Raw genomic sequence first — 12,080 nt, forward strand, 5'->3', positions numbered from 1 at the left:
AGTTGAGGCAGCACTTCGAAATCACGGCTATTGACCTGCTGAGCTATCAGTTTCCCTCGATCTCTAATCGTATGGGTTCTCCGCACCACCCTTCGCTCTTCGAGCTTCGGGTGGCACGCCACCCAAGGCAGCCATCTCAAACGTCGAGATAGCCGGCGGCGACGAGCATCGCCTTGTATCGTTGGGCAAATCGGCTGGGCAAACGACTGAGGTAACCTGACGCGCCAATATCCCAATGCGCGCCCAGTTCGCGGTCGAAGGCAGCCGGGTCGAATTGCAGCAAGCCGCTGCGTGGGTAGACCGTGAATTCTCCGAAGATCGGCTCCCCCTCCTCCTCGTAGAAATCGACACGCACCATGTCGAACTCGCTGCCGAGCGCCTCGGCTGCCTCGATCATCCGCGCCAGGCTCTTGGGAGGGGGAATTTCCAGGCTCGAGTCGATCGCGCCCTGGACGATGTTCAGCGGGCGCCAATCGCGATCCAGGTGGGCGGTATTCTTGACCGTGGAACGGAAGGCGACGACGACAATGTAGGCGACGTGGCCAGCCAGCACACAGAATTTGTAGTCGACCGGGTCATAATCCTGGTCCTTGCCGACAAGCGCTTCGACGAAAACCCGCCGCTCTATGTGCGCATAGCTGCGCTCCAGCTTGCGGGCGCCATAGGTTTGGCCAAGGTATTCCGTCATCTCGGCAATGATCGCCTCCCGGTCGGCGTTGGCCGGATCACGAACGATGACATTCATGGCGCAACCGTGGTTGCATTTGACGGCGTAGGGGATTTTCAGGTCATCGAAAGGGATCTGGCGCGGATCGTCGCCCTGCCACAGCACCTCCGGGATGGCGAGCCCGGGAAGCCGCTCCCTGACGATTTCCTTGGACTTGAGCTTGTCGAGAAGGCCGGTAAAGCGAGGATCGTCATCGAAAATCTTGCGCCAGTGGATCTTTTCCGTGAACGTCACCGGGGCTGCAAAATTCGGCAGATGCCGCATCCGCTCAAGGAAACGCTGGGTCAACCGGCGGTAGCGGACAAGCAGCGCGGCGTTCAGCAACAGGAGAGATGCCCGCGCGCTGTTTCGCTTCAGCCATTCCTTTGCGCCACGCGCCATTCCGGTGTCCTTGCAACCTGCGCAACTTCATCCGCGAAGTGGACGTGCCACCCTGCCCGCAGCAGTGAGGCACGTCGAGCTTCGCCGAGCTAGCCCTTCATCGGGTACAGTTTCAAATGCTGGATCAGGATGATCGTCTTGGCGTCGATGATGCGGCCGTCTGAAATGCCGGCCAGCGCTTCATCAAGAGGCATTTCCAGAACCTCGATGTCCTCGCCCTCGTCGGCCGCGCCGCCGCCGGCCGAGATGCGGTCGGCGGGTGAATAGCGCGCCACAAAGAACCACAGCCGTTCGGTGACGCTGCCTGGGCTCATATAGGGGGAAAACAGCCGCTCGATGTTCTGTAAGCGATAGCCGAGCTCTTCCTCGGCCTCCTTGAGGATGGCGGTTTCGGGATCGTTTTTGTCGAGCAGGCCGGCGCAGGCCTCGATCAGCGGTTCGCGGTGGCCGGTGACGTAGGCGGGGTAGCGGAACTGCCGCACCAGAAGCACCGTCTGACGCTCGGGATCGAAAGGCAGGATCACCGCGCCGTCGCCACGATCGTAGGTCTGGCGAATCTGCGTCTCCCACTGCCCGTCGCGCCGACGGTAATCGAGAACGGTCTTCTTCAGGACCGCCCAGTCGTCGGACAGGACTTCCTCCGAGCGGATGCGGATACGATCTTCCATGATGAGCTCCAAGCTGTCGGCGCCATGGCGTAACCGCGAACGGTTTTGCGCGCAACCGAAACGGCGAAGCTTTCACCGCCTCGTGTCTGGTGCCGGCAACTGCCATCGCCTAAATAGCTGCAGTCCCTCTCCGGAGTTTTTTTGATGACCGCAGCGCTTTTCCAGCCGATCGCCCTCGATGGCCTGACCTTTCCGAATCGTATCGCGGTGGCGCCGATGTGCCAGTATTCTGCCGAAGATGGCTCGGCCAGCGACTGGCATCTCTATCACTGGATGAACCTGGCGATGTCGGGCGCCGGCATGGTCACCGTCGAGATGACCGACGTCGAACGGCGCGGCCGCATCACCCATGGCTGCCTCGGCCTCTATTCCGACGACAACGAGGCGGCCGCCCGGCGCACGCTGGATGCGGCAAGGCGCGTCGCCGCGCCGGAAACGAAATTCGGCATTCAGCTTGCCCATGCCGGCCGCAAGGCCTCCAACCGAAAGCCCTGGGAAGGCGGCGGCCCATTGCAGCCGGGCGAGGATCCCTGGCAGACCGTCTCGGCCTCGGCCATCGCCTATGACACCGGCTGGAATGTGCCGCATGCGCTGGAGGAGGATGAAATCCTGCAGCTTATCGAGCGCTTCACTCAAGCCGCGAGGCGGGCCGAGCGCGCCGGCTTCGACTTCCTCGAGTTGCACGCCGCGCACGGCTATCTGATCTTTCAGTTCCTGTCGCCGCTTTCCAACCAGCGCACCGACCGCTGGGGCGGCTCGCTGGAAAACCGCATGCGTTTCCTCATCGAGATCGCCAAATCGGTGAGGAAGGCAGTTCCAAACCTGATGCTTGGCGCCCGCCTGTCGGTAAAGGACTGGGTCGATGGCGGCTTCGAGGTCGACGAGGCGATCGAGGTGGCCAAAGCCTTGAAGGCGCTTAATGTTGCCTATATCTGCTGTTCGAGCGGCGGCAATTCGCCGTTGCAGAAGCTGCCGACCGGCGCCGGCTATCAGGTGCATCTGGCCGAAGCGGTGCGCAAGGGCGCCGGCATCCCGACACGGGCTGTCGGCCTGATCGACGATCCCTCGCAGGCAGAGGCGATCGTCGCCGACGGCCGCGCCGACATGGTCGCGCTGGCCCGCGCCTTCCTCGCCGATCCGCGCTGGGGCTGGCGCGCCGCCGCCACCTTCAGCGAGAAAATCCATCCCGCGCCACAGCTCGCCCGCTCGGTGACGACGATGCAGCATTGGACGAAGGGCTGAACAGGCAGCGCCGACGGATGCGCCAAACGCATCTGCTGGACAGATTGCCGCAGCTTCGCTTTAATCCGCCCGCAATATTCCCTGGGGTAGGCCGCCTTGGCGGCCGGGTTGGGAGCAAAGTCCATGGCATCAAGGGCAATCTATCCGGCGGCAGCCGCTCTGGTGGTCGCACTGTCGTTCGCCGCGTCGTCTCCGGTCGGCGCGCAATATTGCGAAGGCACGGTGCACGGCCTGTCCAGGCACTACGATCTGGATACCGGCAGCGGGTTTCTCGCCGTGCGCGCACGGCCGAACTCGTCGTCGCGCATAATCGGGCAATTGTTCAACGGCGACCACACGGAGATTTTCGACCGCCGGGGCAACTGGTACCAGGTCGAAATCGGCGGACGGACCGGCTGGGCCAACGCCCACTGGCTGCGCAACGACTGCGGTTACTGAGACCAACGATTGCGGTTGGTGAGACGTTTGGGCGCAGGCTGACGGCCACTTTTGCAACCATATTGGCTGCTTTGCGTTGCGGCCATCATGGATAACAAACCTTTTGAAACCCCGGTCGTGGTCGAACTCGGCCATGTCGGCAAATATCGCCAGATCCGCAGCACCCAGGAAGCGGCGGAGTGTCTGATGACGGTGTGGCCGCTCAATCGCGGCCCGCGCCATCGTGATGCTCTCGACACTTGTCTCAAAGTGCTGGAAGGTTATCGTTCGACGGCCGATGCACGCAGGGCCTTGATCGAAGCGGCCAAGGAATCGGAAGTGCTGGTTCCCGAAGACCGGCTGCCAGACGCCAAGTTGCATTGAAGCCCAAATTGCAATGAAAAACGGGCCGCATTGAGCGGACGGACGAACCGGAGGATTTCATGGCGAAGCTGACTTACAAGATCGTCGAGCATGACGGGGGCTGGGCCTACAAGGTCGGTTCGACATTCTCGGAGACATTCCCGACCCACCAGGATGCGCTGCGCGCCGCCGAGATCGCCTCGGCCGAACAGCAGATCGCCGGCGCCACGGACGGCATCCAGTATGAGGATGCCGAAGGCAAGTGGCACGACGAACTGGCCGACGGCCGCGACCGGCCGCAGACCGAAGTTTCCGACTGATCCTTGCCCCTCAGCTTTCGCTGCCGGCCGTGGATGCTCACCTAAGCAATTCCCTTGGGAATTGCGTCAAAACAAACAGGCGGGACATCCTGCCGGTCAGTCGCCCGCGGCTTGATCACTTGCCGCAATATTGATCGTTCACGTTGGGCCTCACATTTCCATAGGGTCCTGACGGGTCGGAGGCGCACGGCCCCGTAGCGCCGCCATAGCCTTGGCTGCCGTCGGCATTGATGCTGCCGGTGGTGCTCTGGTCGACGGTCGATGACTGCTCGTTCCCGAACGGCCACCAGCTGTGATGGTTGGAATACGTGCCGTCCGATGACTGCGCCATCGCCGATGTGGCAAGACCGATCGTCAGCACGGATGCTGCAAAGACTTTCCTGTACATTGAATTACTCCGTATCCGCCGCCTTGGGTGCGACACGGGGTAAACCGGATATCAGCCGAATAGTTCAGTGAAATTGTTGTGAGGCTGTGGTGAGGTCTTGGCCAGCGAATGCCCGCTCGGCAATGCGCTTGATGAAGGCGATGACGCGGTCCGGCTCGACGAATTGCGGCATGTGGCCGAGGCCTTCGACCGTCTCGAAATCCAGCCCTTCGATCCTGTCCTTCATCGGCTCCCCATGTATGCGCATGGCGATGACGCGATCGGCTGTCCCGAAGAAAATGCCGGCCGGCATGGCGATCTCTCCATAGCGCTCTTCGATGCGGCCAAGATCCTGTTCGACCGCCACGAAATCGGTGGAGGTTGCATGGAAATGGCTTGGCCTCAGCCCGAGCCATCCGCCGCCATCGATCATGTAGTCGGCGGGAACGGCCTGCGGCGAGAAGATGAACTCCAGTGTCTGCCGCGCATATCTGAGGCTTGTCGGTATCGCGACGGTGTAGGCCATGATCCAGCGCCAAAGCCGCGAACGGATATAGAGCAGGCCCGCTTTCTCGCGGACGCCGGCTTCCAGATGCGTCAGCGGCGCCAGCAAAGCGATGCCGGAAATCGCGCCGGGATGTTCCACGGCCAGGGTCAGCGCGACGGCGCCGCCCAGGGAATGCCCGACCACAAGCGGCCTTTCCAGCGCGAGCGTTTCGATGAAGCGCCTTATGATCTCGGCCTGCTCAGGCAAGCGGCCGGTGGCTCCTTTGGCCCGCACCGAATAGCCCGATCCCGGCCGGTCGAGCGCGATCAGCCGGCAACCGGGGCCGAAGCGGTTGAACAGCGTGTGCCGGAACTGATGAAGCTGGGCGCCAAGTCCGTGCACGAACAGGATCGGCCGTCCCTCGCCCGTTTCGACATAATGGATGCGGCTGCCGTCGATCTCGACGAAGTTTCCGCTGGCCGGCACCAGCCTTTCGGCCTTGGCGGCAATCCAGAGCGTTGCCGCGACCAGGCAGGCCACGATGACGAGAGCCAGCACGGACAGGCCGGCAACAAGCCACAGCAGAATCGATACCAGCATGTTTCACCCGGGAGCGGACCGGCGCGCACCATCACCCACTGACGAACGCTCGGCAAGGCAGATGGCGGCTTGTGTCGGCATTGCCGCCAGTTCGATGTCGCGCTATCTCAGGCGACCTTCTTTCTGCCTCAGGCGACCTTGTCTGCCAACGGGCCTGTTTGCCGGAGCCTTCCATGCCTGAAATCGTCACTGCCGCCATGCTTGTCATCGGCGACGAGATTCTGTCCGGCCGCACCAAGGATAAAAATATCGGCCACCTCGCCGACATCATGACGGCCATCGGCATCGACCTGAAGGAAGTGCGGATCGTTCCCGACGAGGAGGACGAGATTGTCGCTGCGGTGAATGCCGTGCGCGCCCGCTACACCTATGTCTTCACCACCGGCGGCATCGGCCCAACGCATGACGACATCACCGCCGATTCGATTTCCAAGGCTTTTGGGGTGCCGTGCGAATACGACGCCAAGGCCTATGCCATGCTGGGCGAGAGCTATGCCGCGCGCGGCATCGAATATACCGAGGCCCGCAAGCGCATGTCGCGCATGCCGCGCGGCGCCGACCATATCGACAATCCGGTCTCCGTCGCGCCCGGCTTTCGCATCGGCAACGTCCATGTCATGGCCGGCGTGCCGGCGATTTTCCAGGCCATGCTCGACAATGTCGTGCCGACGCTGAAGGCCGGCACCAAGATGCTGTCGGCCACCGTCCATTGCCCGTTCGGCGAAGGCCTGATCGGCGGTCCCCTGGGCGACATCCAGAAGGCGCATCCCGACACCGTCATCGGCTCCTATCCGAAATATGGCGACGGCAAGTTCTGGACGGAGCTGGTGGTCCGCGCCCGCAGCCAGGAGGCGCTGGATTCGGCACGCAAGGACGTCGAGGCGATGGTGGCCGGCTTCACCGCCGCCAAGTGACCCTGGGTTCGCGGACCATCGCCGGGCCGGAACCAAGCACCGCACTCCCACGTTTTCCCTCGGGCGCAGCACGCGCCGGCAGATTTGAGGGATTTCGCATGCGCTTCAAGACCATCGTCGCCATATTGCAGAACGAACAGGACGCCGAACGCGTGCTCGACTGCGCCATCCCGCTTGCCGACCGGTTCGAGAGCCATCTCATCGGCATCCATGCCGAAGCGCTGCCCGTTCCCTACACCTCGGCAACCGGCTTCCCCGACACCGAGTTCCTGCAGGTCTCCGCCGACATGAACCGCGAGCGCGCCGAGAAATTGCAGGCGCTTTTCGTTCGGCAGATCGAGAATTCCGGCCTTTCCTTCGAATGGCGCAGCCTCGAGAGCTTTTCCGGCGACAGCGCGCTGACGGGTATTTCCAGCGTGCGCGCCGCCGATCTGATTATTGCCGCGCAGCGCGAGACCGGGGGCGACACGAGCGCCGATGTCGACACGCTGGTTTACGATGCCGGCCGGCCAGTGCTGGTGGTGCCGCATGAGGGGCCGTTGGTCACCACATTCAAACATGTGCTGCTGGCCTGGAACGGCAGCAAGGAGGCGGCGCGTGCCGCCTTCGACGCGCTGCCCTTCATCATCGAGGCCGAAAAGACCGACATTCTGGTCATCGATCCGCCGGATACGCTGGATGACAACCCGGAAGCCGCCGGCGCCGAGATCGCCGCGGCACTCTCCAGGCATGGCGCAACGGTCAGCGTGTCGGTGCAGAAATCGGGTAATGCTTCGGTCGATGACGTCATCCAGACCCGGATCGCCGAGACCGGAGCCGACCTTCTGGTGCTCGGCGCCTACAGCCATTCCTGGCTGCGTCAGCTTTTGTTCGGCGGCGTCACGCGCACCGTGTTGCGCAGCGTGCCGGTTGCGGCCTTTTTGTCGCGGTAACTCCACAGCTGGCCCCGCCCTTGCCAATGCCCTGACTTTCCAGTTAATTCCGCGCGCATTCCACAATGTTGCGCGCGGAGTGCAGAATGTCCCTTCCCGAAAAAGCCTTTCCGGTCTCCTGGGACCAGTTCCACCGCGATGCCCGGGCGCTCGCCTGGCGGCTTGCCGGCGCCAACAAGGGTCAGTGGAAGGCCATCGTCTGCATCACCCGTGGGGGCCTGGTTCCCGCTGCCATCATCTCACGCGAACTCGGCATACGCGTCATCGAGACGGTCTGCGTCGCCTCCTATCACGACTACACCAGCCAGGGGCAATTGCAGGTGCTGAAGGAGATCACGCCGGCGCTGCTCGCCGATGATGGCGCGGGCGTGTTGATCATCGACGACCTCACAGACACCGGCAAGACGGCAGGCATCGTGCGCGCCATGATGCCCAAGGCGCATTTCGCCACCGTCTACGCCAAGCCGAAAGGCCGGCCGCTGGTCGACACCTTCATCACCGAAGTCAGCCAGGACACCTGGATCTACTTTCCCTGGGACATGGGTTTCACCTACCAGAAGCCGATCGCCGACGATCACGCCGGCTGATTCGCGCCAGCCCCATTTCTGCCCAGACGGCCAAACCCGCCCCGTCTGCTATGAAAACAGACACTGGAAGGCACATTATTCTGTCGAATCGACGCCTGTTGGCGGATTGGACGGTTGGTGTGATGTTTTTTACTTTTAAGACTTACACTTGTCGGTAAGATTCATACGGCGGCTAACGATTCTGAGGGCTGGGGTAGCTTTCACTGATGCTGACGACACCGGCGACACACGACCATCTGGCTGAAAGGGTCCGCAAGCTCTTCGGCACTTCGCCTTGTCGCCTGCAGGTTGCCGCTTTGCCATGGCGCAATAACGAAGACGGCGTCGAGATCATGCTGATCACCAGCCGAGACACCGGGCGTTGGGTGCTGCCGAAGGGCTGGCCCGAGGCCAGGGAGCCGCTCTGCGAGGCAGCGGCGCGCGAGGCGGGCGAGGAAGCCGGATTGCGTGGCAAGATTTCGCTTTTCGAGGCCGGTCGTTACTTCTACGCCAAGGCCCTCGCGTCCGGCGAGGAAGTCCCTTGCGAAGTGCTGGTGTTTCCGCTGCAGGTCGAGCACGTTGCCGACCGCTGGAAGGAAAAGCGCGCGCGCACCCGCAAATGGGTCAATGGGGCCGAGGCCGTACGCATGGTCAACGAGCCGGACCTCTGCCAGATCATCGCCCATTTCTGCGCCGATCCCGACAAGTTCGTCGTTAGAGCCTAGCTCACAGCCACCGCTGCATAGTCCTGCGCGCCCGCACCGGTTCTTGCCCCGATTCCGGGCTCGGTGCTTCGCTCCGCGCGCCAGCAATCCGACACTATAAATCCCTCCCCTTCAGGCCAAGCTTAGCCACAGCTTGACATGCAGGCATTTACCTGCATATTGTGTCTTCAAGATGAGTGAGACCGATGGACGCCGACAAGGTTTTCAAAGCGCTGGGCGACCCGACCCGCAGAATGCTGCTCGATCTTCTGTGTGAGAAGAACGGCCAGACGCTCGGCGAGCTTTGCGAAAATCTCGACATGGCGAGGCAATCCGCCACGCAGCACATCGATCTGCTGGAAGCGGCCAATCTGATCAGCACGGTCAAGCGTGGCCGCGAGAAGCTGCATTTCATCAACCCCGTGCCGCTGCACGAAGTCTACGAGCGGTGGGTGCGAAAATTCGAACGGCAGCGGCTGAGCCTGCTGCACGACCTGAAACAAGAACTCGAAGGAGACGACCAATGACCCGGGAAACCACCAGTTTTGTCTACGTGACCTACATCAGATCGACGCCACAAAAGGTGTTCGAAGCCATCACCAGGCCCGATATCGCCAAGCGCTACTGGGGCCACGAAAACGTCTCCGACTGGAAGCCCGGCTCGAAATGGGAACACATCCGCGCCAATGACGAACGGACCGTCGAACTCGTTGGCAAGGTCGTCGAAATCTCGCCGCCAACCCGGCTGGTCATGAGCTGGGCCAACGCCTCGCAGGCCGACGATCCGACCAAGCACAGCCAGGTGACGTTCGCCATCGAGGAATACGACACCATGGTCAAGCTGACCGTCAGCCATGACGAGCTCGAAGCCGGCAGCGGCATGGCCAAGGGCATCAGCCAGGGTTGGCCGGCCGTGCTGTCCAGCATGAAATCCTTCCTCGAAACCGGCACGGGCATCGACCTGTTCGCCAAGCCGAAATCGGCCTGAAGCAACCGCGGAGAACGATGATGACCAAGCACTTTACCGGCGGCTGCGCCTGCGGCGCGATCCGCTATGAGGCCAGCGGCGAGCCGATCTTTCAGAACCACTGCCAATGCCTCGATTGCCAAAAGCGCAGCGGTACTGGCCATTGTTCCTATGTGACCTTCGGCCGGCGCGCTGACGTAAAGATCACCGGCGAGCCGAGCACGTGGCGGATGATCGCCGACAGCGGCAATGAAAAAGCCCAGGCCTTTTGCCCGACCTGCGGCACGCCGGTCTACGTAACGTTCGTCGCCATGCCGGAGGTGACGGCTATCCAGGCCACGAGCCTCGATGATCCCGGCCAGTTCGACCCGCAGGCGGTCACCTACACCGTGCGCGGCCACGCCTGGGACACGATCGACCCAGCGCTTCAGCCATTCGAGCGAATGCCTGGATGAACCAGGCAGAGCCCTATCCCTCGGATAGGGCTCTGCGTTCAGCTCAGATCACCAGGCCCTTGGTCAGTTCCAGCGCCTGCCGCTCGAACAGGCGGCGGTAGATGCCGCCCTTCAGCCGGATCAGCTCGTCATGCGAGCCTTCCTCGACGATCTTGCCACGGTCGAACACGAGCAGCCTGTCCAGCGCTCGCACCGTCGACAGACGGTGCGCGATGACCAGCGTCGTGCGGCCAACCATCAGCCGCTCCATCGCCTGCTGGATCAGTACTTCCGATTCCGAATCGAGGCTCGATGTCGCCTCGTCCAGGATCAGGATGCGCGCATCCGCCAGGAAGGCGCGTGCGATCGCCACCCGCTGGCGCTCGCCGCCCGACAGTTTCACGCCGCGTTCACCGACCAGCGTGCCGTAGCCCTTCGGCAGGCTGGTGATGAAGTCGTGCGCGCTGGCGAGCTTGGCGGCATGCTCGATCTCGGCCTGCGTGGCGTCCGGACGGGCATAGGCGATGTTTTCCGCCAGCGAGCGGTGGAACAGGATGGGCTCCTGCTGGACGATGGCAATCTGCGCGCGCAGCGACGCCTGTGCAACCTGGGAGATGTCTTGGCCATCGACCAGGATCCTGCCGCCGCTGACATTATAGAGACGCTGGATCAGCTTCACGAAGGTCGTCTTGCCCGAGCCGGAATGGCCGACCAGTCCGACCCGCTCGCCCGCCGCTATCTCCACCGAAAAATCGCGGTAGAGCGGCAGGCGATGGCTGCCATAGTGGAAGCCATAGTGGAAGGTGACGTTATCGAAGGCGATGTGGCCATGCGTGATCCGGATCGGCTTGGCGCCGGGCCGGTCCTCGATGCCGAGCGGTTGCGACTGGAAATCGACCAGTTCCTCCATGTCGTTGACCGAACGCTGCAAATTGCGGATATGCGTGCCGATGTCCCTGAGGTAGCCCTGCAGCACGAAGAACGAGGTCAGCACGAAGGCGACATCGCCCGCACTTGCCTGGCCCCAGGCCCACAGCATCAGCGACAGGCCGATTACTGCCGTCCGCAGCACCAGCAACATGGCGCCTTGCGTCGTGCCGTTGATGGTGCCGCGCACCCAGGTGCGGCTGGTCCGCGCGCGCCATTTGGCGACGACCTTGGCAAGACGCGTCTCCTCGCGCGTCTCGGCACCGAAACCCTTGACCACGGCATTGCAGCTCACCGCATCGGCAAGCGAGCCGCCAAGCCGCGTATCCCAGCTGTTGGCGAGCCGTGCCGCGGGCGCGACATAGCCGAGCGACAGCAGCGCCGTCACCGTGATGAACAGCAGCGAGCCGACTGCCACGACCAGCCCCATCAGTGGCCAGAACCAGCCGAGCAGCAACGTCGAGCCGACCAGCATGGCGACCGACGGCAACAACGCAATCAGGATGGTGTCATTGAGCAGGTCGAGAGCCCACATGCCGCGCGTGACCTTGCGCACCGTCGATCCGGCAAAGCTATTGGCGTGCCAGTCGGTTGAGAAGCGTTGCACGCGATGGAACGCGTCGGCGGCGATGTCGGCCATCATCTTCAGCGTCAGCTCGACAATGCCCATGAAAGCCAGGTTGCGCAGCACCACGCCGGTCATCGCCAAAGCGATGAGCGCGAAGAACGCCGCCATTGCCGCATTCCACGCGACATCGTCAGCCAACGCACTGCTGGCGACGGCGTCGACCAGCCGGCCGGAATAGAGCGGCGTCAACACGTCCGCTATGGTCGACAGCAGGAAGCTGCCCATGATCAGCGAAAGCCGCCACGGCTGGCGCCGCCAGTGGCTGAGCGTGAAGCCAAGAACGCTGCGAAAGGCGCTTGCACGCAGATCGATTCGAAAACGAGCCATGATGTCATCCGGGCGCAAATCTGCCCGGTCCCGGTAAGGTCTGAAAATTGAAAACCGCGCTGGGCAATTCGCCCGGGGCTGCGGAGGTTCGGCATGGGTGGCGGCGCGC

The 12,080-nt window shown here is 62.8% G+C and carries 16 protein-coding genes; 11 read left to right on the top strand and 5 right to left on the bottom strand.

The features are described from left to right. Positions 1–136: 136 nt before the first annotated feature. Entirely contained in the window at positions 137–1,108 is a 972-nt protein-coding gene (locus tag NKH54_RS13120) for an ATP-grasp fold amidoligase family protein (protein ID WP_353028360.1), read from the bottom strand. 89 nt (positions 1,109–1,197) lie between these two features. Further along, entirely contained in the window at positions 1,198–1,776 is a 579-nt protein-coding gene (locus NKH54_RS13125) for an NUDIX domain-containing protein (RefSeq protein WP_023667531.1), read from the bottom strand. A 144-nt stretch (positions 1,777–1,920) separates the two neighbouring features. Between NKH54_RS13125 and NKH54_RS13130 the strand changes: the two genes are divergently transcribed. The 4 genes from NKH54_RS13130 (at position 1,921) to NKH54_RS13145 (ending at position 4,118) form a co-directional block, all read left to right on the top strand. Beyond that, the gene (locus NKH54_RS13130; protein WP_352653769.1) at positions 1,921–3,018 is read left to right on the top strand and encodes an NADH:flavin oxidoreductase/NADH oxidase; all 1,098 of its coding nucleotides are present in this window, start codon (positions 1,921–1,923) and stop codon (positions 3,016–3,018) included. Positions 3,019–3,141: 123 nt separating this feature from the next. Continuing rightward, complete coding sequence (locus tag NKH54_RS13135; protein ID WP_353028361.1) at positions 3,142–3,456, top strand: SH3 domain-containing protein; 315 nt, start codon at positions 3,142–3,144, stop codon at positions 3,454–3,456. Positions 3,457–3,540: 84 nt separating this feature from the next. Next, positions 3,541–3,819 carry a DUF982 domain-containing protein gene (locus NKH54_RS13140; RefSeq protein ID WP_032891817.1) on the top strand — a complete coding sequence of 93 codons (279 nt, stop codon included), beginning with the start codon at positions 3,541–3,543 and terminating at the stop codon, positions 3,817–3,819. A gap of 59 nt (positions 3,820–3,878) precedes the next feature. Beyond that, positions 3,879–4,118 carry a DUF2188 domain-containing protein gene (locus tag NKH54_RS13145; protein WP_023667535.1) on the top strand — a complete coding sequence of 80 codons (240 nt, stop codon included), beginning with the start codon at positions 3,879–3,881 and terminating at the stop codon, positions 4,116–4,118. A gap of 115 nt (positions 4,119–4,233) precedes the next feature. Here NKH54_RS13145 and NKH54_RS13150 read toward each other — a convergent pair whose 3' ends face one another. Further along, positions 4,234–4,506: a hypothetical protein gene (locus NKH54_RS13150; protein WP_023667536.1), complete on the bottom strand. Its 273-nt coding sequence runs from the start codon at positions 4,504–4,506 to the stop codon at positions 4,234–4,236. A 64-nt stretch (positions 4,507–4,570) separates the two neighbouring features. Continuing rightward, positions 4,571–5,572 (bottom strand): alpha/beta fold hydrolase, encoded by a 1,002-nt coding sequence (locus tag NKH54_RS13155; RefSeq protein WP_353028362.1) that lies wholly within the window; start codon positions 5,570–5,572, stop codon positions 4,571–4,573. 173 nt (positions 5,573–5,745) lie between these two features. Here NKH54_RS13155 and NKH54_RS13160 point away from each other — a divergent pair, with 173 nt between their 5' ends. The 7 genes from NKH54_RS13160 (at position 5,746) to NKH54_RS13190 (ending at position 10,110) form a co-directional block, all read left to right on the top strand. Continuing rightward, positions 5,746–6,486, top strand: a complete 741-nt coding sequence (locus tag NKH54_RS13160) for a competence/damage-inducible protein A (RefSeq protein ID WP_023738953.1) — start codon at positions 5,746–5,748, stop codon at positions 6,484–6,486. A 98-nt stretch (positions 6,487–6,584) separates the two neighbouring features. Then, complete coding sequence (locus tag NKH54_RS13165; protein WP_023729831.1) at positions 6,585–7,418, top strand: universal stress protein; 834 nt, start codon at positions 6,585–6,587, stop codon at positions 7,416–7,418. A gap of 86 nt (positions 7,419–7,504) precedes the next feature. After that, positions 7,505–8,005: a xanthine phosphoribosyltransferase gene (gpt, locus tag NKH54_RS13170; protein ID WP_023667540.1), complete on the top strand. Its 501-nt coding sequence runs from the start codon at positions 7,505–7,507 to the stop codon at positions 8,003–8,005. A 206-nt stretch (positions 8,006–8,211) separates the two neighbouring features. After that, positions 8,212–8,709 (top strand): NUDIX hydrolase, encoded by a 498-nt coding sequence (locus NKH54_RS13175; RefSeq protein WP_023667541.1) that lies wholly within the window; start codon positions 8,212–8,214, stop codon positions 8,707–8,709. A 185-nt stretch (positions 8,710–8,894) separates the two neighbouring features. Continuing rightward, a complete protein-coding gene (locus NKH54_RS13180; RefSeq protein WP_023681541.1) occupies positions 8,895–9,215 on the top strand; it encodes an ArsR/SmtB family transcription factor in 321 nt (106 codons plus the stop codon). Continuing rightward, complete coding sequence (locus tag NKH54_RS13185) at positions 9,212–9,676, top strand: SRPBCC family protein (protein WP_023688339.1); 465 nt, start codon at positions 9,212–9,214, stop codon at positions 9,674–9,676. Before NKH54_RS13180 ends, NKH54_RS13185 begins: the two co-directional genes overlap by 4 nt. 20 nt (positions 9,677–9,696) lie before the next feature. Continuing rightward, positions 9,697–10,110: a GFA family protein gene (locus NKH54_RS13190; RefSeq protein WP_023725741.1), complete on the top strand. Its 414-nt coding sequence runs from the start codon at positions 9,697–9,699 to the stop codon at positions 10,108–10,110. 43 nt (positions 10,111–10,153) lie between these two features. Here NKH54_RS13190 and NKH54_RS13195 read toward each other — a convergent pair whose 3' ends face one another. After that, a complete protein-coding gene (locus NKH54_RS13195) occupies positions 10,154–11,971 on the bottom strand; it encodes an ABC transporter ATP-binding protein (RefSeq protein WP_023725740.1) in 1,818 nt (605 codons plus the stop codon). Positions 11,972–12,080 lie beyond the last annotated feature (109 nt).

The organism is Mesorhizobium sp. M1004 (assembly GCF_040318795.1).
In the GTDB taxonomy this organism is placed as follows: Bacteria; Pseudomonadota; Alphaproteobacteria; order Rhizobiales; family Rhizobiaceae; genus Mesorhizobium.

Coding starts and splice junctions, on each gene's coding strand:
- NKH54_RS13120 (WP_353028360.1), bottom strand. CDS start 1,108: ATGGCGCGTGGCGCAAAGGAATGGCTGAAGCGAAACAGCGCGCGGGCA.
- NKH54_RS13125 (WP_023667531.1), bottom strand. CDS start 1,776: ATGGAAGATCGTATCCGCATCCGCTCGGAGGAAGTCCTGTCCGACGAC.
- NKH54_RS13130 (WP_352653769.1), top strand. CDS start 1,921: ATGACCGCAGCGCTTTTCCAGCCGATCGCCCTCGATGGCCTGACCTTT.
- NKH54_RS13135 (WP_353028361.1), top strand. CDS start 3,142: ATGGCATCAAGGGCAATCTATCCGGCGGCAGCCGCTCTGGTGGTCGCA.
- NKH54_RS13145 (WP_023667535.1), top strand. CDS start 3,879: ATGGCGAAGCTGACTTACAAGATCGTCGAGCATGACGGGGGCTGGGCC.
- NKH54_RS13150 (WP_023667536.1), bottom strand. CDS start 4,506: ATGTACAGGAAAGTCTTTGCAGCATCCGTGCTGACGATCGGTCTTGCC.
- NKH54_RS13155 (WP_353028362.1), bottom strand. CDS start 5,572: ATGCTGGTATCGATTCTGCTGTGGCTTGTTGCCGGCCTGTCCGTGCTG.
- NKH54_RS13160 (WP_023738953.1), top strand. CDS start 5,746: ATGCCTGAAATCGTCACTGCCGCCATGCTTGTCATCGGCGACGAGATT.
- NKH54_RS13165 (WP_023729831.1), top strand. CDS start 6,585: ATGCGCTTCAAGACCATCGTCGCCATATTGCAGAACGAACAGGACGCC.
- gpt (WP_023667540.1), top strand. CDS start 7,505: ATGTCCCTTCCCGAAAAAGCCTTTCCGGTCTCCTGGGACCAGTTCCAC.
- NKH54_RS13175 (WP_023667541.1), top strand. CDS start 8,212: ATGCTGACGACACCGGCGACACACGACCATCTGGCTGAAAGGGTCCGC.
- NKH54_RS13180 (WP_023681541.1), top strand. CDS start 8,895: ATGGACGCCGACAAGGTTTTCAAAGCGCTGGGCGACCCGACCCGCAGA.
- NKH54_RS13185 (WP_023688339.1), top strand. CDS start 9,212: ATGACCCGGGAAACCACCAGTTTTGTCTACGTGACCTACATCAGATCG.
- NKH54_RS13190 (WP_023725741.1), top strand. CDS start 9,697: ATGACCAAGCACTTTACCGGCGGCTGCGCCTGCGGCGCGATCCGCTAT.
- NKH54_RS13195 (WP_023725740.1), bottom strand. CDS start 11,971: ATGGCTCGTTTTCGAATCGATCTGCGTGCAAGCGCCTTTCGCAGCGTT.